The organism is Clostridium sp. CF012 (genome assembly GCF_018861755.1).
In the GTDB taxonomy this organism is placed as follows: Bacteria; Bacillota; Clostridia; order Clostridiales; family Clostridiaceae; genus Clostridium_AD.
On sequence record NZ_JAHLEF010000038.1, the window covers coordinates 26,547 to 49,431 of the forward strand.

19 protein-coding genes are annotated in these 22,885 nt (G+C 31.6%); 4 read left to right on the top strand and 15 right to left on the bottom strand.

Annotated elements, in window-relative coordinates; all coding sequences use genetic code 11:
• Window positions 1–29: 29 nt before the first annotated feature.
• Window positions 30–521, top strand: a complete 492-nt coding sequence (locus KPL50_RS22310) for a YajQ family cyclic di-GMP-binding protein (protein WP_216300737.1) — start codon at window positions 30–32, stop codon at window positions 519–521.
• Window positions 522–848: 327 nt separating this feature from the next.
• The gene (locus KPL50_RS22315; RefSeq protein WP_125004371.1) at window positions 849–1,094 is read left to right on the top strand and encodes an AbrB/MazE/SpoVT family DNA-binding domain-containing protein; all 246 of its coding nucleotides are present in this window, start codon (window positions 849–851) and stop codon (window positions 1,092–1,094) included.
• A 105-nt stretch (window positions 1,095–1,199) separates the two neighbouring features.
• Here the strand turns inward: KPL50_RS22315 and KPL50_RS22320 are convergent, their stop codons facing one another.
• Window positions 1,200–1,670, bottom strand: a complete 471-nt coding sequence (locus KPL50_RS22320) for a hypothetical protein (protein ID WP_216300738.1) — start codon at window positions 1,668–1,670, stop codon at window positions 1,200–1,202.
• Window positions 1,671–1,993: 323 nt separating this feature from the next.
• Here KPL50_RS22320 and KPL50_RS22325 point away from each other — a divergent pair, with 323 nt between their 5' ends.
• Entirely contained in the window at window positions 1,994–2,446 is a 453-nt protein-coding gene (locus KPL50_RS22325) for a MarR family winged helix-turn-helix transcriptional regulator (RefSeq protein WP_216300739.1), read from the top strand.
• Window positions 2,447–2,545: 99 nt separating this feature from the next.
• Window positions 2,546–3,745, top strand: a complete 1,200-nt coding sequence (locus KPL50_RS22330) for an MFS transporter (RefSeq protein ID WP_253200761.1) — start codon at window positions 2,546–2,548, stop codon at window positions 3,743–3,745.
• A gap of 551 nt (window positions 3,746–4,296) precedes the next feature.
• Here KPL50_RS22330 and KPL50_RS22335 read toward each other — a convergent pair.
• The 14 genes from KPL50_RS22335 to pheT form a co-directional block, all read right to left on the bottom strand.
• On the bottom strand, window positions 4,297–6,663 hold the full coding sequence (locus tag KPL50_RS22335) for an ATP-dependent DNA helicase (RefSeq protein ID WP_216300741.1): 2,367 nt from the start codon (window positions 6,661–6,663) through the stop codon (window positions 4,297–4,299).
• Between the two features lie 39 nt (window positions 6,664–6,702).
• Complete coding sequence (locus tag KPL50_RS22340; protein WP_216300742.1) at window positions 6,703–8,622, bottom strand: ABC-F family ATP-binding cassette domain-containing protein; 1,920 nt, start codon at window positions 8,620–8,622, stop codon at window positions 6,703–6,705.
• 169 nt (window positions 8,623–8,791) lie between these two features.
• Entirely contained in the window at window positions 8,792–8,995 is a 204-nt protein-coding gene (locus KPL50_RS22345; protein WP_216300743.1) for a hypothetical protein, read from the bottom strand.
• Window positions 8,996–9,054: 59 nt separating this feature from the next.
• Window positions 9,055–10,020 (bottom strand): ABC transporter ATP-binding protein, encoded by a 966-nt coding sequence (locus tag KPL50_RS22350; RefSeq protein ID WP_216300744.1) that lies wholly within the window; start codon window positions 10,018–10,020, stop codon window positions 9,055–9,057.
• Between the two features lie 54 nt (window positions 10,021–10,074).
• On the bottom strand, window positions 10,075–11,058 hold the full coding sequence (locus tag KPL50_RS22355) for an ABC transporter ATP-binding protein (protein WP_216300745.1): 984 nt from the start codon (window positions 11,056–11,058) through the stop codon (window positions 10,075–10,077).
• 10 nt (window positions 11,059–11,068) lie between these two features.
• On the bottom strand, window positions 11,069–11,986 hold the full coding sequence (gene opp4C / locus KPL50_RS22360; RefSeq protein ID WP_216300746.1) for an oligopeptide ABC transporter permease: 918 nt from the start codon (window positions 11,984–11,986) through the stop codon (window positions 11,069–11,071).
• An 11-nt stretch (window positions 11,987–11,997) separates the two neighbouring features.
• Window positions 11,998–12,960: an ABC transporter permease gene (locus KPL50_RS22365; protein WP_216300747.1), complete on the bottom strand. Its 963-nt coding sequence runs from the start codon at window positions 12,958–12,960 to the stop codon at window positions 11,998–12,000.
• Between the two features lie 78 nt (window positions 12,961–13,038).
• The gene (locus KPL50_RS22370) at window positions 13,039–14,751 is read right to left on the bottom strand and encodes an ABC transporter substrate-binding protein (RefSeq protein WP_253200759.1); all 1,713 of its coding nucleotides are present in this window, start codon (window positions 14,749–14,751) and stop codon (window positions 13,039–13,041) included.
• Between the two features lie 468 nt (window positions 14,752–15,219).
• Window positions 15,220–16,854 (bottom strand): S41 family peptidase, encoded by a 1,635-nt coding sequence (locus KPL50_RS22375; protein WP_216300748.1) that lies wholly within the window; start codon window positions 16,852–16,854, stop codon window positions 15,220–15,222.
• A 263-nt stretch (window positions 16,855–17,117) separates the two neighbouring features.
• Window positions 17,118–17,840: an amino acid ABC transporter ATP-binding protein gene (locus KPL50_RS22380; RefSeq protein WP_216300749.1), complete on the bottom strand. Its 723-nt coding sequence runs from the start codon at window positions 17,838–17,840 to the stop codon at window positions 17,118–17,120.
• Window positions 17,833–18,483, bottom strand: a complete 651-nt coding sequence (locus KPL50_RS22385) for an amino acid ABC transporter permease (RefSeq protein WP_216300750.1) — start codon at window positions 18,481–18,483, stop codon at window positions 17,833–17,835. Before KPL50_RS22385 ends, KPL50_RS22380 begins: the two co-directional genes overlap by 8 nt.
• 60 nt (window positions 18,484–18,543) lie before the next feature.
• Complete coding sequence (locus KPL50_RS22390; protein ID WP_216300751.1) at window positions 18,544–19,359, bottom strand: transporter substrate-binding domain-containing protein; 816 nt, start codon at window positions 19,357–19,359, stop codon at window positions 18,544–18,546.
• Window positions 19,360–19,615: 256 nt separating this feature from the next.
• Window positions 19,616–20,215 (bottom strand): cell division protein ZapA, encoded by a 600-nt coding sequence (gene zapA, locus KPL50_RS22395; protein WP_216300752.1) that lies wholly within the window; start codon window positions 20,213–20,215, stop codon window positions 19,616–19,618.
• Window positions 20,216–20,372: 157 nt separating this feature from the next.
• Complete coding sequence (gene pheT, locus KPL50_RS22400) at window positions 20,373–22,751, bottom strand: phenylalanine--tRNA ligase subunit beta (RefSeq protein ID WP_216300753.1); 2,379 nt, start codon at window positions 22,749–22,751, stop codon at window positions 20,373–20,375.
• Window positions 22,752–22,885: the final 134 nt, after the last annotated feature.

Here is a 22,885-nt window from a genome sequence, read left to right on the forward strand (position 1 = left end):
TCTATTAAGTATAGAGGAGGTTTTTAATTATGGCAGCTGCACATTCGTTTGACATAGTATCTGATGTAGATTTACAAGAGGTAGACAATGCGATTAATCAGGCATTGAAAGAAATCAAACAGAGATATGATTTTAAAAACACTATTACTGAGATCAACTTAGTGAAAGAAGATATTAAAATAATATCTGATGATGATTTTAAATTGAAATCAGTTATAGAAGTTCTTGTAAGTAAATTAATTAAAAGAGGTATATCTGGGAAAGCATTAGATCTAGGTAAGCAAGAGCCTGCTACCTTAGGTTCTGCAAGACAAACCGCTAAAATTGTAAAAGGCATTTCTACAGAAAAAGCAAAAAAAATAATTGCAGAAATTAAAGCTAGTAAAATCAAAGTTCAAGCTCAAATTATGGATAACCAACTAAGAATTTCTGGTAAGGACCTTGATGATTTGCAAGAAGTAATGACACTGGTAAAATCAAAAGATTTTGATATTGCCCTTCAGTTCACTAATTATAGATAGTTATATGCTCAAAGGTTAGTACCTCTGGTACTAACCTTTTTATTTACTTTTGTTTTAATGCTATTTTAATTTTATATACTTTAATATTTTACACTAATTACAATTCATTATATATATTGTATTTATATAAAAAATTATGTATAATGTAGATGGCATTATAATACTATTAAAAATGACAGACTATTATGGTCTTTTTGCATAATACGTAAAAGTTTATTTAATATCATTATTATTATTAAATATTTTCATAAACCTATTGACGTTTTATGTTAGTTTTGCTATAATTTAATTATAAATAAGTCGAAAGATGTTTGAGGAGGAAATTATATGAAATCAACAGGTATAGTAAGAAAAGTGGACGAACTTGGAAGAATTGTTATTCCTATAGAATTAAGAAGGACTTTGGATATAGATATCAAAGATGCTTTAGAAATCTATGTAGATGGTGAACAAATCATCCTTAAAAAATATGAGCCAGCTTGTATTTTCTGTCAAAACGCAAGAGATGTTGTCAACTACAAAGGTAAGAATATTTGTAAAGATTGTCTTGCTGAATTAGGTTCAGGTAAATAATTTAAAAATTTTTTAGTTTATTTAAACCATGACTTAAATAAACTAGGTCATAAAGTAAAAAAGACAAAAGAGATTTCTTTAACTAGGAAATCTCTTTTGTCTTTTTTATGTTTTCAGCCTAAACTCACTACAACACTTAGAGCAAGTTACAATGATTTTACCTTTTCCTTTTGGTAGCCTTAACTTTTGCGCACATTTAGGACAACTAGTGACTATATACTTTCTTCTTTCTTTTAATTTTTCAATAGGTTTATATTTCTTAATTTTAGCATTAAGTAGTTCCATACTTTCCTTAATATTAAGTAATTCAATATTTTTCTTGATATTGATTAATTTCATGTTTTTTTTGATATTACTCATTTTATGATCAAAACCTCTTTTCGTACTCTCAAAAACAAATTTTTTATTATTTCTACCATTTGCTTTAAGTGATTTGCTTCTCCAAATTGAATAGATAATAAGTGCTGTTCCTAAAACCCCTGCATATCCAGTTACTAACAAAAGTATTCCTACAAATAAGATTACTTTTGAAAATCCATCCCAGCCATAAAATTCTCTAGCAAAATTAACAGACATTTATACTATTCCTCCTATTATTTTCTGGAGTCAATAACAATTCACAATTGCTATTATCCTTCTTATTCATACTTATATTTTAGCACTATAATGCATGAATCATTATTAATTTTCTGTAAAAAATATTGGTAAAAGTTCACAAATTTATGTAAAAATTTTAATTTAATTACATTTAAGATGTATTTGGTTAATTAAGGAATCACAGTAAGATTTTAATTGACTGTCTAAATTTGAGGGTATATAATTATTCGTGTAACGAAATATATTCAAAAGGCTATGATTAAATTTTGTCACTCTATAAAAAATTACGAGGAGGGTTAAATATGGATGAACATTATGATGAAAATATAATTAAAATCGAATTTTTATTAAGAAAAGTATGTTTTGGCATTAAAAAAAGAGGTAGAGCTATCCTTGAAGAATATAAAATTACTCCACCTCAATTTGATGCCCTACAGTGTTTAATAAATAATGGAGGATTAACTATAAGCGACCTTAGCTTAAAACTCTTTCAAGCTCCTAGTACAATTACTGATTTAGTGGACAGAATGGAAAGTAGTCAACTTGTAGAAAGGTCTCGAGATATAAAGGATAGAAGGGTAGTTAGAGTTACTGTGCTGCCAAAAGGCTACAATATTATTGATAAAGTGGTAAATGAAAGATGTGAATTTGTAAATGAAGCGTTGAAATCGACAGATTCTGATAATAGAATAGAATTCATAAAATATTTAGACATAATATATAATTCTTCTTTTTGTTCTTGTGAAAAAAAATAATTTACTATTTTAAAAAAATTTAGAGGTGTGATTATGGTAACTATGTTTGAAAAATTTTTCAATAAAAAACATAAATTTTCCATTCAAGACTACAATATTATGTATTATGCGCTAAACGGCATATTATTTACTATAGTAGTCAATCTATACAAACCCTTTGCCAGCAAATTTATATTTAGGCTTGGCGGAACTGACTCTCATGTAGCTCTTTCTACTTCATTACCAGGTTTAATAGCTGTATTTGTTACAATACCTTCATTAATACTCATGACTAATGCATCAAACAAGAAAAGAATTATGATTAATTTTTTTTTAGGTAGCAGATTATTTATTTTATCCTTCGCCACAATTCCCTTTTTTCCAAAATCTTTACAGCCTATGGCTTTTGTAATTTTATCTTCTTTGATGAATTTTCCTGAATCTGTATCTTCAACCGCATTGCAAAGTTTTTCTGGAGACATCTTCATAGAAGAAATGCGCCCTACAGCTATATCTGCGCGAAATAAATTTTCTACATTGGCCCAAATTATTAGCGTACTTATAGTTGGTAGAATCCTTAAAGGTTTTGGAGATTCAGGCAATGGAATTATTATGATGTATCAAATATTTTTTGTGTTAGCTTTTATAATTGGCTTATTTGAAATATATACTTTCAATAAAATAAAGGAAACCTCATGTTCTCCAAAGTTAAATATAGATTTAAAAAGTGCATTTTCAGAAATTTTTAGGAATAAACAATTTAATATTTTTCTTATTTGTTCATTACTTTTTCATTTTGGTTGGCAAATGGGCTGGCCACTCTTCAGTATTTATCAAATAAAATACTTAGGCGCAGATGAATGGTGGCTTACCCTCCTTACTGTATCTTCATCTATAGTTATGTTCTTCAGTTTTGGATTTTGGAAAAAACTGATTCACCAAAAGGGAAACTCTTTTGTTATGTCCACTGCCACCCTTGGAATGGCCGCAACCCCTATACTTTTTGCGCTATCTCCAAACTTATACATAATTACAATAACGGGATTAATAACGGGATTTTTTACTGCTGGTACTATTACTGGTTTACTCACCTCCCTTTTAGAAGTTACCCCCGAGAAAAATAGAATTTTATATATTGGAGTTCATGTTACATTAACAAATATTACATTATTTTTAGCACCCACCTTGGGTGATTTCATGCTTAGCCACACAAATATTTATTTTGTACTATGCGCTTCTGGCTTCTTTAGACTTATTGGTAGTATCTCATTCTTTATTAGAAATAAAAAAAATACTCCTATAATTACCCTTTCAGAATGATTTTCAGAAGCAGATAGCATATTTCAACATTTTTTTCCAAACATTGTAGTAAGTAAATTGTTGAAATATATTAATGAAATCTCAACTTACGATGTTTGTTTTCCAAATTTTATATTTTTTGTCGAAGATATTTATAGTTTTTTATTTATACTCTTTATCATATTAAATTTTACAAAAATCTATTGACTATTTGTGCTAATGATGTTATTCTTTAAATAAGAAATAAGTCGAAACACAGCAACAGTGTAACTACTAAAGATAAATCTTATTTCGATAAAAACCTACAAAGATTAATATTCCCCAAAAACAAAAGATAAGAAGGAAACTGTTACTTATAAATATTTAGCAATGATGGTGATTATTTGTACTAATATTGGTGCTAACAAACAGAGAACTATTATCGTATTCATGGTTGTAAATATCTTATATTAATGTAGATATATTTGTAGCAATTATGAGTAACTAGTTTCCTTTTCTTTATCCCCCCCAATATATTTTGTAGATAATTTAAAATTATTATAAAAAAACTTGAGCGAATGCTCAAGTTTTTTTTATTCCCAAAATTCACAAATCTGTCTTTTGGCATCAGCCTTATTATTTATTTTAAGATAATCATCCCATTGCTTTGGAAATAGTCGCCTATACCTTTGGTGAAGAAACCTATCATCTATTAAGAGCACAGTGCCTTTATCTTCTTCTGTTCTAATTACTCGTCCCGCTGCCTGTAGTACTTTATTCATTCCTGGGTACATATAAGAATATTCATAACCACAATTGCTTTTTTTATCATAGTATTCCGCAATAATTTTTTTTTCAAAACAAATCATAGGAAGTCCTACACCAATTATTATTGCACCAATTAGCCTGTCACCTTTTAAATCAATGCCTTCCGAAAATATACCACCTAAAACTCCAAAACCCAAAATATTTTCAGAATCAATATCACTAAAATTTTGTAGGAAAGCTTCTCTGGCCTCTTCAGTCATAAAACTAGTTTGAATCCTTACTTTAATTTGTGGGTATTTTAGAACAAACATATCACTAACTCCCTCCATATACTTATATGAAGGGAAAAATACCATATAATTTCCATTTTTAGCACTTGTTACAGCATATATGTATTCTACTATTTTGGAGTAACTATTTTCTCTACATTTATATTTAGTAGAAATATCCTTAGCTATCATTACTTTAAGGTTTTTTTTATCGAAGGGAGAATCTAACGTTAGATGGTAATCTTCATTTTCTCCACCTAAAATTTCTTTAAAGTATAATAATGGTAGCAAAGTTGCAGAGAAATATACCACTGATTTCCCTCTTTTCGAGGCTTCTCTCAAAAGCTTAGATGGATCCAAGCAAAACATCTTTAATACTACGTCTTCCGCAGTACTCTCTACATAGGTTACATATTTATCATCATAAAGCTCGGCTATGCGAATAAAGCTCAAAGAATTAAAATACAAGTCTAAAAAATTATCAAACATTTCAGATTTTTCGTTCTTTGTCAGCCATACTTCTAATATTTTAGTAAGGTTATTAAGAAGATTATATAAATCCACAGGCTGAGAATTTTGTTTGTAATATCCATCTTCATTACACATTTTCTTCATACTGAGCATAAAAGCATTTAACTTATTCAAAACTTTATACAAGTTGTCGTCGCGACCTTTTATTTCTCTTTTTAATCCTAGAAGCGGTTTTTTATGAAACTCTGCCGAAAACATTTCACGAGCTCTATCCACTAGGTTATGAGCCTCATCAACTAAAAAAGTATAATCCCCATTATTATCCATAAAAAATCTCTTCAGGTAAACTCTTGGGTCAAATACATAGTTATAATCACATATAACACAATCAGACCATATCGTTAAATCCAATGAAAATTCAAAGGGACAAACATTATACTTATTTGAATAAATCTCAATGATTTCTCTACTAAATGTATTTTCATTCTCTAGAATATCCAGCAGAGCTTCATTAACTCTGTCGAAATGTCCTTTTGCAAATTTACACTGCTCAGGATTACAGGCACTCCCCTTACTAAAACAGACTTTATCCTTTGCCGTTATTGTAATAGTCTTAAATTTTAGCCCATTGTCCTTCATTTTACTGAAGGCATCCTCTGCAACCTGCCTTGTTATCGTTTTAGCTGTTAAGTAAAAAATTTTTGAAGTATAGCCTTCTCCCATTGCTTTAACAGCTGGAAACAGTGTAGATATTGTTTTACCTACTCCAGTAGGGGCTTGCAGGAACATTTTCTTATGTTCTACTACTGTCTTATATACAGAAACAGCCAGTTCCCTCTGACCTTCCCTGTAATTATCAAAAGGAAATTTCAAATTTTTTATAGTGTTATCTCTTGTTTCATTCCAATCACTTGTAATATTTGCCCATATAAAATAATTAGATATAATTTCATCGAAAAATTCTTGAAGTTCTTTAATTGAAAGAACTTTAATAAATCTTTTAATTTTTTCATTATCTATTTGGTAATAGGTTAATTGCACATTAATAACCTGTAGATTATTTTGAATTCCATATATATATGCATAACACTTGGCTTGAGCCCAATGAAGACTATTATGATCCTCACGAAGCAATTCTAAATCTTTAGTAACTGTTTTGATTTCATCTATAGTTACGACCTTATTTTCTATTAGAATACCATCAGCACGCCCATCAATTAGAATATTGCCACCATTATAAGGTACACTATGCTTTAAACTCACTTCAGACAAATATTCTTCTCCAAGAAATACAGAATATTTTTCTCTGTTTTCCTTTTGAATTTTCTGATGAGCTTTGGTACCCTCTACAGCTCTATTACTGCCCATAAATCTCATATCTAAATCACCAGCACGCAGTACAAACTCTACTAAATTACGCACAGATATCTTTATATCTCTATTTTTCTCCATTAATTTTACCTTCTTAATAAGTTTTACTATCAATAAGTTTTAGTTGTTTTTCTGAGACTCTATTTCTTCATCTAATTCATTTAGGTAAGTCCATCTCACCATCAAGTGTTCAAGTTCTGCTACTATTTCCTTTTGCTGGCCCACTAGTTTTTGCAAATATTCAAAATCACTACTACCACCATTAATTTTTTTATTCATCTCTTCTAGTTCTGCTTCTTTTTCCTCAATTTTTTCATCAATTTCCTGGAATTCCTTCTGCTCTTTAAAAGTAAACTTCAAAGGCTTATCCTTTTGCGCATCGTAATTTTTAGTCTTTTTATCTTCTTTAATTACTATACTATTATCTTGGAGTAAATTTGAATTTTTTTCTATATATTCTTGATACTCAGAATAGTTTCCTACAAATTGAATTATTTTTTCATTACCTTCAAAACTAAATATTTTCTCTGAAACTCTATCTAAAAAGTATCTATCGTGTGATACAGCTATAACCACACCTGCAAACCCATCTAAATAATCTTCTAGTATTGCTAGGGTCTGAATATCGAAGTCATTGGTGGGCTCATCTAAAAACAGTACATTTGGAGCTTCCATAAGAATTCTTGATAAGTACAATCTTCTTTTTTCCCCACCAGATAATTTAGAAATAAAAGAATATTGGGTAGTTCCATCAAATAAAAATCTCTCCAGCATTTGAGACGCTGTAATCTTTTCCCCATCCCCTGTAGATACATATTCTGCTCCTTCACGAATATAATCAATGGCTCTCATATTTTCATCCATAGCACCATTTTCTTGATGGAAATAGCCAATTTTAACTGTTTCTCCCCATTCTATTTGGCCTGCGTCCTGACTTATCATTCCACTTAAAATATTCATAAGAGTGGACTTTCCAATACCATTAGGTCCTATAATTCCAACTTTATCTCTCTTGGTAAATATATGACTAAAATCTGCAATTAACTTTTTTTCCCCATAGGCTTTATAAATGCTCTCTACATTAATAATCTTTTTCCCAAGCCTAGTTGATGCAGAAGATAGTTCTAATTTATCATTTGAAATGTCTATTTTCCCATCTTGAAGCTCTTCGAAGCGATCTATTCTAGCCTTTTGTTTTGTAGTTCTAGCTTTTGCCCCACGTCTTATCCACGCTAGTTCCTTTTTAAATAAACTCTCTCTTTTTCTCTCTAGTGCATCCATTAAAGCCATTCTTTCAACTTTCTTTTCCAGAAACACACTATAATTTCCCTGGTAACTATATAAATTGCCACGATCAAGTTCCAGAATCTTATTTGTTATCCTATCCAGAAAATATCTATCATGGGTAATCATAAGCAGTGCGCCTTTTCTATTGTTTAGAAAGTTCTCTAGCCAATCTATTATTTCATTATCCATGTGGTTTGTAGGCTCATCTAAAATTAATAAATCCGAAGGAGTAATTAGTGCACTACATAGGGCAACTCTCTTTCTTTGTCCACCAGAAAGGTTTCCAATGCGCTCCTTAAAATTTGTTATGCCAAGCTTTGTTAATATAATTTTAGCTTCATTTTGAACTTGCCATCCATTACAAGCATCCATTTTATTATTGAGGCTCATTAAAGACCTTTGGAGTATTTCCTCCTCTGGGTTCTCTTGTAATTTTTCTATAGCAACTTCATATCCTCTAATTACCTTCATAACATCAGTATCACTTTTAAAAATCTGCTCCAGCACTGTAGCTTCTGGGTCAAATTCAGGATCTTGAGGTAAATATTCTATATTGATCATACTTCCTTTTAAAATTCTTCCGGCGTCAGGAACTTCAAGTCCAGCTATTATTTTTAAAAAAGTGGATTTTCCCGTACCATTAACTCCGATTAATCCAATTTTATCACCATCACTTATACCCAGTGATGCCTTATTAATGAGTATTCTCTCACTATAACTTTTACTCACTTCTTCAATTGTTAATATATTCATACGTACCACCCTTTTCATGTTATAACTTTATACTTTAATTATACCCAAATAAACACCCCAGTGATAGTGGAAATTTATAATAGGCAAATTTCCGCTATCACTGGGGCGTATTTATTTAAGTTCAAACTCCATTTTACAGGGTTATGATACGTATATTTATTTTCTCTTATTAACTTCTAATCCATACTTTCATTATAATAAATAATAAGAAGCCCATAACAAAGGCTGCTCCAATCATTATAGGCATCAATATTTGAAATTGTGCTATAATAATTCCTACAATATCCTTCCAACCTATAGTCTCATTAAATTGCATGTCCTTACATTGTAAATTGATATATTTTATCCTTTCAACTTCTTTTGCCTTTCTCATACACTTCTCCCCCTTGTATTTAATGCCATTGAAATAAATAGCAGTTCATAATTGCTACCTTACAATAGATGACAAGCTACAAAATGTTCTCCACCTACATCTTTATACTGTGGGCACTCATTTTTGCACCTTTCCATGGCATATTGGCATCGGGTGTGAAATTTACAGCCAGACGGTGGATTTGCGGGACTTGGTATATCCCCTTGCAATATAATTCTCTCCCTCTTTATTGTTGGATCTGGCATTGGTACAGCAGATAACAATGCCTTTGTATATGGATGAAGAGGATTATTATACAATTCATTTTTCGATGCCAATTCCACCAAAGATCCTAAATACATAACCCCTATTCTATGACTAATATGCTTTACTACGCTTAAATCATGTGAAATAAATAAATATGAAAAGCCCATTTTTTCTTGAAGTTCGCACATTAAGTTTACTATTTGAGATTGAATAGAAACATCCAGTGCCGATACCGGTTCATCTGCCACTATAAATTCTGGATTTAATATAAGAGCTCTTGCTATTCCTATTCTTTGCCTTTGCCCACCTGAAAATTCATGGGGGTACCTTCTTATATGGTAAGGCGCAAGTCCACAAATTTCTAGAACTTCTTGAACTCTACCTGCGATTTCACTCTTAGGTAATATCCCATGATCTATTAGTGCTTCTCCAACTATTTGCCCTACAGTAAGTCTTGGATTAAGAGAACTATATGGGTCTTGAAAAATTATTTGCATCTTTGGTCTTATTTTTCTTAAATCTTTTTTTGAAAGTTCAAATACATTTTGATCTTTAAAATAAACATTTCCATCTGTTTTGTTTAAAAGTCTTAACATAGTTCTACCAACTGTAGTTTTACCACAACCAGATTCACCAACTAGTCCCAAAGTCTCTCCTTTATTTATATATAGAGATACTCCATCTACAGCTTTAACATAACCTACAGTCTTTTGAAGTATTCCACCTCTAATAGGAAAATATGTTTTTAAATTCTCTACTCTAACTAATGATTCTTGCACTTACTTTCCCCCCCTTGCATTACATTGCATGCGTTACTCCGTAGTACAAAACAATTATAGGTTGCTTTGTTCCTCATATAAAAAGCAGGCTACCTTATGTCCTGGTCTTATCTCTTTAATAGGTGGTTGCTGCTTTCTACAAATATCTAAAGCCTTTGGACACCTTGGACAAAAATGACATTCTTCTGGCATATCAATTGGATTTGGAACTTGTCCTGGTATTGAGTATAATCTATCTACCTCTTTATCTAGTGAAGGTTTAGATTTCATTAAGCCATCAGTATATGGATGCATTGGATTTTTGAATAATTCAATTACAGATGCTTCCTCAACAACCTTACCAGCATACATTACTACTACATACTCTGCCATTTCAGCTATTACTCCAAGGTCATGAGTAATAAGCATTATTGAAGTATTAAGCTTTTTCTTTAAATCCTTCATAATATCAAGTATCTGTGCTTGAATGGTTACATCTAAGGCAGTTGTTGGCTCATCTGCTATTAAAAGCTTTGGATTACATGACACTGCCATGGCAATCATTGCCCTTTGACGCATGCCCCCACTAAGTTCATGAGGATAGCACCTCACTATTTCATCTGGTCTTGGTACCCCAACTAGCTTTAACATTTCTATTGCCTTTTTCTTAGTTTCAACTTTACTTAATTTTTGATGGAGCAGAATTACTTCTTCTATTTGGTAGCCTATAGTAAATATAGGGTTTAAGGAGGTCATAGGTTCTTGAAATATTACGGCTATGTCATTGCCCCTAATTTTTCTCATTTCATCATCCTTAAGTTCTAATATCTTTTTGTCCTCAAATATAATTTCTCCCCCAACTATTTTTCCTGGTGGTGACGGAATTAATTTCATTATGGACATTGCTGTAACACTTTTGCCACAACCTGATTCTCCAACCACACCTATAATTTCACCTTTTCTAATGTTAAAGCTAACATCGTCAACTGCTTTTACAATGCCATCTTCCGTATAAAAATAGGTTTTTAAATTCTTTATTTCAACTAAATTTTTACTCATAGCATGCCTCCTAAACCTTTAGTTTTGGATCGATGGCATCCCGAAGTCCATCTCCAAATAAATTTATACCCATTACCGTTAAGAAAATACATATACCAGGTGGCGCCCAAACCCAAGGTTGAAATTGTAATATATATGCATCGTTAACTGACTGAATCATTTGACCCCAAGATGGTGTTGGTGGAGTAACTCCAAGTCCTAGAAAACTCAATGCTGACTCCGTTAGTATTGCACCGCCTATACCCAAAGTAGCTGAAACTATAATAGACGAAAAAGTATTTGGTAGTAGATGACTAAATATTTTTCTTCTGTCTTTAAGACCTAAAGCTTCTGCTGCCTGCATAAATTCTTGTTCCCTAAGGGATAATATTTGACCACGAACAATACGACAAAGCCCTGGCCATCCAAGTAATCCTATAATAAACATAACCACATACATCCTATACTGTGTTGGAACTTGTAAATCTGACATTACTGCCGCCAGCATTATAAGTAGTGGAAGTGATGGAAAACATAAAAATATATCAACTATCCTCATTATTATGCTATCCACCATTCCACCATAAAAGCCTGCTATTCCCCCTAATATACTACCAATTATCACTTCAACTAGTACTGCAAGTACTCCTACTGAAAGAGATATTCTACCACCATACATAACTCTTACTAAAACATCCCTTCCCACATCATCCGTACCCAAAATATGTTTAAAAGATGGAGGTGCCGATACATTATATAAGTCTATGGTTTCCATTTTATAATGAGATATGATTGGACCAAAAACCGCCATAAGTATCATAAAAAGCAGTATATACATTCCAAACATAGCTAGCTTATTCTTTTTTAATCTTTTTCTTATTATCTTCCAAGGGCTTAAAATTTCTTCTTTTTTAATTACCTTCACTTTTGGTTTTACTTCTAATTGCATTTTGATACCTCCTATTTAAGCCTTATTCTCGGATCAACTACAGCATAAGTAACGTCTGCAATTAAGTTCCCAAACAACGTTAACGCTGCAAGTAAGATATTTATACCCATAAGCAGTGGATAATCGCGGTTACTTACTGCACCAATTGCTATAGGTCCTATACCAGGCCACCCAAAAATTGTCTCTGTAATAAAGGCTCCAGAAAATAATCCAGGAAGCCAAAATCCAAGTAATGTAATAACAGGAATCATACCATTTCTAAGTGCATGTCTATATATAACCACTTTTTCCTTAAGGCCTTTAGCTCTAGCAGTTCTTATGTAATCCTGCCTTATAACCTCTAGCATACTAGACCTTGTGTATCTCATAAGACCTGCAACACTACCTAACGTAAGCACAATTAATGGAAGTAGCATATGACGGGCTACATCTAGCCCATAGGAAAGACCTGTTGATACATTTCCTGCTGTTGTCATGCCAGTAACTGGGAGTATTGCAAGATCTACAGCGAATATTTTAATGAGAAGCATTCCAAAAAAGAAAGAGGGCATAGAAATCCCTATCAAGGCAAATACGGTGAAAAATCCATCAAATTTTGAGTACTGTTTTGTAGCAGAAACTACCCCGATTGGAATTGAAATTAATACACTTAGTATTAATGAAAGTACAGCTAATAAAAAAGAATTCCATATATATGTGTTCATAACTTTTCCTACTGGTTGTTTAAAGTTAGTAGACTCGCCAAAATCCCCCTGAATCACTCCACCTGCCCATCTAAGGTACTGTTTGTCCAATCGTAGATCTAGACCCATTTGGTGTCTTAATTCTTGCTTTCTTTCTGCTGTTAATCCTTTATCCATTTTGCCTGTTAATGCATCACCTGGAGCCAACTGCACTATTAAGAATATTACTATAGATACCCCTATTAAAACTGGTATCATTTGCAGCAATCTTCTAGTTATATATTGCCTCATGATAATCCCCCTTTTAAACTATGCTTGGGTTTAACCAAGCATAGTAAAATATATTAACATAATTAAAGTTTTATTTAACTATTTAGCCTTAGGCACAATTAATTCTGCCTCTGCAATTTGATAAGTAAACTTAATATATGGAGATAAGCTTATACCTTTAACTCTTGAACTCACAGCCCACATCTCTTTACTTTGGTCTAATAAAATATATGGAACTTCCTCTGTAAATAGTTTAAACCACTCTCCATATAATTTCATTCTTTCTTTTGTATCCGTAGTCTTAAGAGCGTCTGCCATTAATTTTTGACTTTGTGGATTTATCCAGTTTCCTGCATTGTATCCACCTAGTTCTGCTTGTTTAGCTGAAAAAATTCCTGATGGATCTGGGTCTATACTTAAACTCCAAGACATATTGAACATTTCAAATTTTTGCTCGTCATAAACCTTTGTACATAAAGTATTGAATTCCATTAATTCAGGAATAACATCTACTCCTATAGCCTTCCAATTCTCTTTTACTATTGGGATTAACATATCAACGTATTTACTTCCTTTGTAAGTCATCCAATGAATTGTGAACTTTTTGCCATCCTTATATCTAAAGCCATCATCCTTTTTAAGCCAACCTGCTTCTTCTAATAAAGCATTTGCTTTTACGGGATCGTATGCATATTTGGTTACATCATCAGTATATGCCCAAGAAACTTGTGACACTGGTGCATTGCAAATTTCAGCATAGCCTTTATATCTAGCATCTATAAAGCCTTTTCTATTTAAACCATAAGTAAGCGCCTGACGTACTTTAACATCTTTTAATTTTTCATCCTTAAGGTTTAAACCCATATATCCATATGAATTTCCTGGATATAGTTGCATATTTACAAATGCTGCAGTTTTAAGCATTTGAATGTTTTCTGGTGAAGTTCCAATTCTATCAATATCTACTTCACCAGCTGATAATGATTGAATGGCAGTCTGTGCATTAGTAACTTTTAGTATTAACTTATTAATCTTAGGCTCACCCTTCCAATAAGTAGGGTTTTTCTCAAAGTCAGCTTCTTGACCTGCCTTATAATTTTTAAAAACATATGGACCAGAGCCCATTGGTTTTAAAAATAATTCTTTTAATCTGGCTACATTACCCTTTTCAAAAGTGTAATAGCTTTTACACATAATTCCATAACCAAAATCACCACTTAGAGCTGGTGCTTTAACTTCCGTTAAAGTAAAGGAAATTGTATAATCATCTATAACCTTTATTCCTGTGACAGTTTTAGCATCACCTTTATTGTATTCCTTGTATCCAGCTAATTTTTCTACTGCATCTGCTCTTGGCCCATCATACTTCGGGTCACAAATAGCTGTATAAGTAAATTCAACATCTTTCGCAGTTAATTCTTCCCCATTGCTAAACTTAATTCCCTTATTTAAAGTGAAGGTATAGGTTTTATTATCCTCTGAAATCTTCCACTTCTTAGCTACAAGCCCTATAGGATTTCCCTGAACATCATTTGACATTAATCCCTCAAAAACTAGCTCATAAACATAACCATCATCTGTTGAGCCCCCATATATTGGATTGAACTTTCCTTCTGGTGCTGTAAATCCAATAATTATAGTATCTTTTCTATTTGCTGCTGTAGCTGGCAATTTTTCTGGATTTACGGCAGCTATGACTTCTGATGCCTTCAAATCCTTTCCTGCTCCTCCATTACCGCTTTGACCACAACCCGAAAATAATAGGGTCATTGACATAGCTAAACTTAAAAATCCAACAATTTTCTTTTTCAATGCTTTTTCCCCCTTTTAATTTAATAGACTCTAATTTTGCTACCCATATAATTATATGGGTTAGTAAATAATTTAATGTTATTTCATTACAATTTAACTAAATTATAATGTTATTGGTATACAATGGCAATATTTTTCCTTCGACTTCTATTTCCCTTCTTCATTTACACATTTTTGGGAAATGTGATTGTTTTTGCAATATTCAGTCTTTATATTGTACAAATACTAAGTTAAAAAATGTAAGGATTACCTCATAAGATTTTTTCAACTAATTCCATTCTCTTAACACTCTATCTACAAAGCGCTGTACCACCTAGCCTAGTATAAAATTTATCGGTTCACTGTAATATAAAAAAGACTCACAATTTTTTTAAAATTGTGAGTCTTTTAGGAATATACCCTTATCCTTATATTCATTTGTTTTCTAAAGTTTTAAACCTTATATGAATTTTAAAAATACCATGTGCTTTAAGGTACAATATATTTAATTACAGTACCTCGTTCAATGTTTTTTCCCTTTGCATCCAATACGCTATCATTGACTATTAAATAATATGTTTGACCTTTTTCTAGCTGTTCATTTGGCGTTACTATTACGGACTTATTATTAACATCTAATTTTATTGGAATTCTTTTTCCCGTTGTCTCATTCATAAGTTCAATTCCTTGTGACTTTATACTATCGTAATCTATAGGCATATTAAAATTGATGGTAAAATGCTTATCTACATTTATATCTTTTTTTAAGTCAGCTAATATCTTATAGTTAGAAAAACCCTGAATAATTTTATTACTTAACTCTTCCTTGGTTATTTTTTCCCAACCTACTTTACTTCCACGATAAGCATTGTAAGATAAATTTTTGCTCAGCATGTACTTAAATTCAGTCCAATATTCCTCACTTCTAGCCATTTTAAGGTTAATATAAAACTCTTTGCCATCCAAATCAATTTTCATATAACCGCTTTTGTCTTTAGGCACACTTGTACTACTTAGAAGTAAATTTGCTACCTTCAAAGAATCAATCCCATCAGCAACTACTTCAAAATCTGGAGACACTCCCGTCTTATGAATTATATTTCCATAGGGAGAGTAAAATTTTTCCACAGTAAGCTTAAGATAGCTACCGTCAGACAATGGGAAGAGTTGCTGAGCAACTCCTTTTCCATAGGTTGTTGTGCCTATAAAAGTGGCCTTATCATAATCCTTAACAGCAGCTGCTAATATCTCCGATGCACTAGCAGAATATTCATTTATTAAAAAAATTATTGGCTTGTCTATAATTTTTCCATGATCTATAGCTTTAATATTATATTTTACTAAATCCCTTTCTTCTATAATAATCCCAGGGACATTTCCAATAAAGTGGCCCGCTATATCTAGTGCTGTACCCAAATACCCCCCACCATTATACCTAAGGTCTATAATGTAACTGTTAGCTCCCAAGTCCTTCATTTTCTTTACTGCTGCTGAAAACAAATCACCAGTATCCTCTCCAAAAGACAGGATAGATATATACGCTACCTTACCCGCTAGCATTTCGCTGCTTATTGTTGGTGACTTTATTTCTCTACGTTGAATATTAAAATTAAGTACTTCTGAGCCTCTTCTAACTGTAATTTTCACATAAGTACCTACAACGCCTTTTATAAATTTTATTGCTTCTTCAGTAGACGAAATTCCAACTAAACTATTGTTATCTACTTGTACAATAATATCTCCTGCCACGAGTCCCGCATCTATTGCTGGAGAATTCTCCATAACCTTAGATACCCTTATTCCTTCAGGCACTAGGTCAATTCCAATACCTATTCCACTAACTGTATTGTTTATACTATCTACAAATTCCGTATACTCCTTCTTTGTAAAATAATCAGAATAAGGATCATCGAGTCTCTTCACCATTTCTGTTAAATCCGGTGCATTTAATACGTAATCTGACACTGTATTTACATAATTGCTTTGTATAATAGCCTTCCCCTCTTGAAGTACATTAGGCTGGGCTAGTACCTTAGCGTATATGGGATTTAAAAATAATAATATTAGGAATACGCTTAATACCTTTTGAAACTTTTTAATATTTATAAATGATTGCTTTTTCATACTCTATCTCCTGTCAAATAATATTTTTTTCTTTATTGTATTCAATACTTTTCCTTTTAATACTTAACTATCTTTATAACCCAATAAATAGCTATAAATATATAATACTACAATTAATTATATAGAGTAAATGTAAATATTTAAAATATATTTTATTTGTATTTATGGAGATAAATTATAATCATGAAGGTTGCTGCTTATAAAAGTGCATAAATAAAAAAAGAACTATTTCTAGTTCTTTTTAATATATGACTTTAAAATTATTATAAAATTTTCGCTAAAAATTCTTTTGTTCGTTGATTGGTAGGGTTATTAAAAACTTCTTCTGGTGTTCCATCTTCAACAATATATCCATCGTCCATAAATAACACTCTACTTCCTACTTCTTTAGCGAAGCCCATTTCATGAGTTACAACTACCATAGTCATTCCATCCACGGCTAGATCCTTCATAACTTCCAGAACTTCTCCTACCATTTCAGGATCTAGAGAAGAGGTTGGCTCATCAAATAGCATTACATCTGGTTTCATAGCAAGAGCTCTAACAATTGCTATTCTTTGTTTTTGCCCTCCTGATAATTGAGCTGGGTAACTGCTCGCTTTACCTTCCAGTCCAACTTTTTCAAGTAATTCAAAGGCTAATTTTTCTGCACTTTGTTTTGAGAGTTTTTTAACCTTAATAGGAGAAAAAGCTACGTTATCTAGTATTGTCATGTGCGGAAAGAGATTAAATCCTTGAAAAACCATACCCATCTTTTGTCTTTGCATATCAATATTATTATGTTTACTTATTATTGAAACCTCTTGGAAATATATATCACCAGAAGTTGGCTGTTCTAGTAAATTTAAGCATCTTAAAAAAGTGCTTTTTCCTGAACCACTTGGCCCAATAACTACAACAACTTCTCCTTTTTCTACATGAATATCAATACCCTTAAGTACTTCCAATTTTCCGAAACTTTTCTTTAAGTTACAAACTTTAATCACTAATTTTCAACCTCTCTTCCACACGTTTCATAAATTTAGAAAGTGTAAATGTCATAACAAAATATATAAAAGCTGAGACTAGTAATGGCTCAAAGGGTTTGAATATGTTCCCTCTTACCGTATCTGCATTATAAGATAACTCATGAATTCCTATTATGGAAACTATAGAAGATTCCTTAATAATTACTATAAATTCATTCCCTAGCACTGGTATTATAGTCTTAACAGCTTGTGGAATTATAATACTTATCATAGCCATGTTATAAGACATCCCAAGTGACCTAGCCGCTTCCATTTGTCCCTTATCAATAGAATTTATTCCTCCACGAATAATCTCTGCTACATAAGCAGAACTATTTATAGAAAGAGCGATAATTCCTGCTACCATATCTGGCAATTGTACTCCAGCATATGGCAAGCCATAAAAAATAATATATAACTGCACTAAAACCGGTGTTCCTCTTATAATCTCAATATATATTGATGCTATAATGTTTAAAATTACACTTTTAGATATTTTCATTAGTGCAAAAATAGTTCCACCTATAACTCCGAGTAACACAGAAAAAAATGCAATTATCAAGGTAAATTTAGCACCATTTATAAAAAACATGTAGTATTCACTCAAAAATGAAAAATCCATATATTCCTCTTCTCCTATAATTTAAATAATTATTTTATATTAGTTATTTATTTAATTGCCTTATTCAGAAATTTTATCAGCATCTGCAACGAATTTATCAATAGCTTTAGCCTTGATTAATCTATCAATAGTTTTATTTACAGAATTTACTAAATCTTCATTTCCTTTTTTTACTGCTATGGCTGAACCAGATTCCTCACTTTTAATCTGTACTGTTGATATTATTAGCGAAGGATTCTGTTGAATGTATGATTTTGCAACTGGTGATTCAACAATTACCGCATCCACCTTTTTAGTCTTCAAAGACAGTATAAGGTCTGATACCTTTCCTAATGGTTTTATTTCTGAACCTGAAAGTAGTTTTTTTGCTAACTGCTCTTGTGTCGCACCCATTTGAACTCCTACTTTTTTACTCTTTAAATCTTCTATAGACTTAATTTTTCCCTCATCTTCCGCTCTTATAACAACGCATTGTACCGCAGTATAATAGATTTTAGAAAAATCTACATTCTTTTTTCTATCTTCTGTAGGATTCATACCTGCGCCAACAAAATCAACATTTCCTGTTTGCAAGGCTGCAAGCAAGCCATCAAACTTCATATCCTTTATTTCAAGCTCAACGCCTAAATCCTTTGCTATTTCTTTTGCTACTTCAATATCAAAACCCACAATTGTGTCCTTGCCATCAATTGATTTATGAAATTCATAGGGTGGATAATCTGCACTTGTACCAATTACTATTTTCCCCTTCTCTTTGAGCTTGTCCATTTTTGAAAGTCCAGCGGACGCTTTTCCTTGTGCGCACCCAGACAAACTAAAGGCTATAAGAATTGTTATTATCATACTAATTATCTTTTTACTATTAATATTCTTCATATGTTATTCCCCCTTGTATATATATTACCTCTATAAGAATACATTACATTGCATAAATATGCAATACATATTTTTAATATTTATAAATTATATTATGTCACAAGGCCTCTATTACTCCATTACGTTAATTTTTTTAATTGTTTTTTCACAATTTTTACGGATTTTATATTAGTTTAAACATTGTATATCTGTGTATAATATCCAATAAAAAAAACCGCCTTTCGGCGATAATTTAGCTGTATTCTATGAAATAAATTTATTTTTGATCCTTAGTTAAAAGCGGATTACTAATTTTTCTTTGTTTAGCTAAACTAATTTGGTACTCTATCAATTTGTTTTGTAAATCAATTATTTTGTACTTAGAAGATTGGAGCTTAAATCTCATGTCTTTATTCTCTACTTTTATTTTTCTATTTTCTTCAATACAAAATTTCGTAGACTCTTTCATTGCTTCTAATTCTTTCCCAATCCTTATATTTTCTTGCTCTAAGGTTTTTATATACTCACCATTTTCTATATTTTTGAATTTATTGTGCAATTCCTCATTATATGCTTCCATATGATTTAATTGTTTTTTAAAATCTTCTAGTTGCAGAACAGATTCCTTATCATGCTTCTCTAAAGATTCACTTTTATTTGAAAGCTCCTTGCAAAGTGAATGACTTTTAAACAAATCATCGCCTAAGTTTAAAGCAGTTAAAATTGCTGCGGAAGAAGTGCTAAGCTTTTCATTGTTACCCATTATGCCCTTAATTTTTTTATCCACATAGCTAGCTACCATATGTAAATATTCTTCTCTTTCTTCACCTTTTAAGTTATATTCATTGCCATTTATCTTTATTGTTACAACGTTCATCTAAAACACCCTCTTAGACAGATTAGTTATATTCATTGTACCACAATATACCTTTTAATAAAACCATATCTTGAAATTAATTAACAGAATATTTCTTTAATATTCCTAGTAATAATAAAAACCCTCTTATTCCTAAGAGAGTTTTTATTTGAGATTATTATCTAAGCTGAGCACCTAATTTATGTTCTAAAGTTCTTAATATTTTTTCGTGCACTTTGTTTACTTCCTCATCCGTTAAAGTCTTATCTTCACGTCTATACACAATAGCATAGGCAATACTTTTTTTACCTTCAGCTATTTGTATGCCTTTATATACATCAAACAACTTAGTACTTTCTAAAATATTTCCACCTTGTTTTACAATTACATCCTCAATATCTTGAACTAGAATTTCATCATCAACTATAAGTGCAATATCTCTTGTTACAGCAGGGAATTTTGGAAGTGAAGTATATTTCTTATTTAAGTCAGCATATTTATAAAGAATATCTAGGTTTAATTCTGCTATATAACATCTTTGTTCCACTTCATAATTCTCTGACACTTTAGGATGAATTTCACCAACAACACCTATAAGTTCTCTCTTTACATATAAATTCGAGGTTTTTCCAGGGTGATAAGTCGAATTCTCACTTTCTCTTTTAAATGAAATATTTCTTAGTCCCAAACTATCTATTACATTTTCCACAACCCCTTTTAAATCCAAATAATCAACATTTCCATACATTCCTATAGTTAATATATTTCTCTCTTCTGGGAGCATCGTAGAATCTTCATTAGGTATATAAACTTTTCCTATTTCGAATAATCTAGCTTCTTCATTATTTCTTGAATAATTCCGACCTAAACATTCCATCATAGACGCTATGGTAGTAGTTCTCATTATACTATAATCTTCTCCTAGAGGATTTTTTATAGTAACTACTTTTCTAAGCTGGCTATCTTCTGGCACTAGAATTTTATTAAATATTTTAGGACTTACAAAGGAATAGCTTATGGATTGATTAAGCGCACTGGAAATTAAAGAAAGTACCACTTTATCTTCTAATTTCTGCTTTTCACTTTTTCCACTTTTTGAAGTTGCACAATTAGGTACAGTTGATGGTATACTATCATAGCCATATATTCTAGCTATTTCTTCGGCGATGTCTTCTCTGATATTAATGTCAGCTCTATTTGTAGGTACCTTTATTATTAGTAAGTCACCTAGTATTTCTGTAGCTAGTTCCAATCTATCGAGGTATATTTTCATATAACCTTTTGATATATCAGTTCCTAAAAAATAATTTATCCAATTTGAATCTACTTCTAGTGTATGAGGTTTTAAAATTTTTGGATATACATCTATACATCCTTCCATTATTTCACCCGCACCTAATTCTTGTACTAAATGACAAGCTCTATCCATAGCCATTTGTACCATATTAGGATCTAAATCTTTTTCAAATTTTGAAGAGGCATCAGTTCTTAGTGATAATTTTTTAGAAGCGAGCCTTATATTTACCCCATCAAAGTTTGCACTCTCAAATATTATGCTACTGCTATCCTCTTTAATTTCGGAATTTAAGCCTCCCATTATGCCTGCAAGACCTATAGTTATATCTCCATCTTTAATATTTAAAATGCTTTCATCTAATTCTCTCTCTACTTCATCCAACGTAATAAATTTTTCGTTAGGGTTAGCTCTTTCAACCACTATATTATTAGTAGTAATTTGCCTAGCATCAAAAGCATGCATAGGTTGACCAAGCTCAAGCATTACAAAGTTTGTAATATCAACTATATTATTTATAGGTCTAAGTTCCGCCTCTATTAGTCTTTCTTGCATCCATTGTGGAGATGGCTCTATTTTTACATTTCTTATACCCTTTAACATGTATCTTCTGCAAAGTTCATCTTTAATATTAACTTTATAAGCATCTTCCACATTCTCGACGCAAGTAGCAGTGTAATCAAGAGCTGGTTTTCTATATTCAATTCCCAAAGTTGCAGCTGTTTCTCTAGCTATGCCTAGAACACTTAAGCAATCTGGCCTATTTGAAGTTATTTCAAAATCTATTAATACACTTTGAAGATTTAAAACTTCTTTTATGTCTTTTCCAATAGGTGTATCCCCTGGAAGAATCATTAGTCCATGAACGGGTTCATCCCCAGCAATTCCTAGCTCTTCCTCAGAGCAGAACATACCATTAGAAAGTATACCACGAAGCTTCCCTTTTTTTATCTTTAATCCTCCGTGCAAACTTGATCCATGAAGCGCTACTGGTATAATATCCTGCTCCTTCATATTAGTAGCTGCAGTAACAATTTGTATTGGCAGGTCTAGTCCTATATTTACTTGACATACAACTAATGCGTCGGCATCCGGATGTTTTACTATTTCTATTATCTTACCCGTAACTACATTTTCAATTTCAGCACCGGATATAATAATCTCTTCTACTTTTGAACCGGACATAGTTAGTTTATCGGAAAGCTCCTTTGGTGAAATATCTATATCAACATAATCTTTAAGCCATTTAACTGGTACTTTCATTTTATATCCTCCTAGCATTGTTTGATAGTGTTAACACTATCTTTGTTTTATTTATATAAATCCCTGCTTTAGCAAGGGTTTAAACTGTTTTTATAACAAAAAAACAATGACCCCCTCTTTTTGGTATAATTGTT

Excerpts from the sequence above, each read along its gene's own strand:
- KPL50_RS22310 (WP_216300737.1), top strand. The coding sequence starts at position 30 with ATGGCAGCTGCACATTCGTTTGACATAGTATCTGATGTAGATTTACAA.
- KPL50_RS22315 (WP_125004371.1), top strand. The coding sequence starts at position 849 with ATGAAATCAACAGGTATAGTAAGAAAAGTGGACGAACTTGGAAGAATT.
- KPL50_RS22320 (WP_216300738.1), bottom strand. The coding sequence starts at position 1,670 with ATGTCTGTTAATTTTGCTAGAGAATTTTATGGCTGGGATGGATTTTCA.
- KPL50_RS22325 (WP_216300739.1), top strand. The coding sequence starts at position 1,994 with ATGGATGAACATTATGATGAAAATATAATTAAAATCGAATTTTTATTA.
- KPL50_RS22330 (WP_253200761.1), top strand. The coding sequence starts at position 2,546 with ATGTATTATGCGCTAAACGGCATATTATTTACTATAGTAGTCAATCTA.
- KPL50_RS22335 (WP_216300741.1), bottom strand. The coding sequence starts at position 6,663 with ATGGAGAAAAATAGAGATATAAAGATATCTGTGCGTAATTTAGTAGAG.
- KPL50_RS22340 (WP_216300742.1), bottom strand. The coding sequence starts at position 8,622 with ATGAATATATTAACAATTGAAGAAGTGAGTAAAAGTTATAGTGAGAGA.
- KPL50_RS22345 (WP_216300743.1), bottom strand. The coding sequence starts at position 8,995 with ATGAGAAAGGCAAAAGAAGTTGAAAGGATAAAATATATCAATTTACAA.
- KPL50_RS22355 (WP_216300745.1), bottom strand. The coding sequence starts at position 11,058 with ATGAGTAAAAATTTAGTTGAAATAAAGAATTTAAAAACCTATTTTTAT.
- opp4C (WP_216300746.1), bottom strand. The coding sequence starts at position 11,986 with ATGCAATTAGAAGTAAAACCAAAAGTGAAGGTAATTAAAAAAGAAGAA.
- KPL50_RS22365 (WP_216300747.1), bottom strand. The coding sequence starts at position 12,960 with ATGAGGCAATATATAACTAGAAGATTGCTGCAAATGATACCAGTTTTA.
- KPL50_RS22375 (WP_216300748.1), bottom strand. The coding sequence starts at position 16,854 with ATGAAAAAGCAATCATTTATAAATATTAAAAAGTTTCAAAAGGTATTA.
- KPL50_RS22385 (WP_216300750.1), bottom strand. The coding sequence starts at position 18,483 with ATGGATTTTTCATTTTTGAGTGAATACTACATGTTTTTTATAAATGGT.
- KPL50_RS22390 (WP_216300751.1), bottom strand. The coding sequence starts at position 19,359 with ATGAAGAATATTAATAGTAAAAAGATAATTAGTATGATAATAACAATT.
- zapA (WP_216300752.1), bottom strand. The coding sequence starts at position 20,215 with ATGAACGTTGTAACAATAAAGATAAATGGCAATGAATATAACTTAAAA.
- pheT (WP_216300753.1), bottom strand. The coding sequence starts at position 22,751 with ATGAAAGTACCAGTTAAATGGCTTAAAGATTATGTTGATATAGATATT.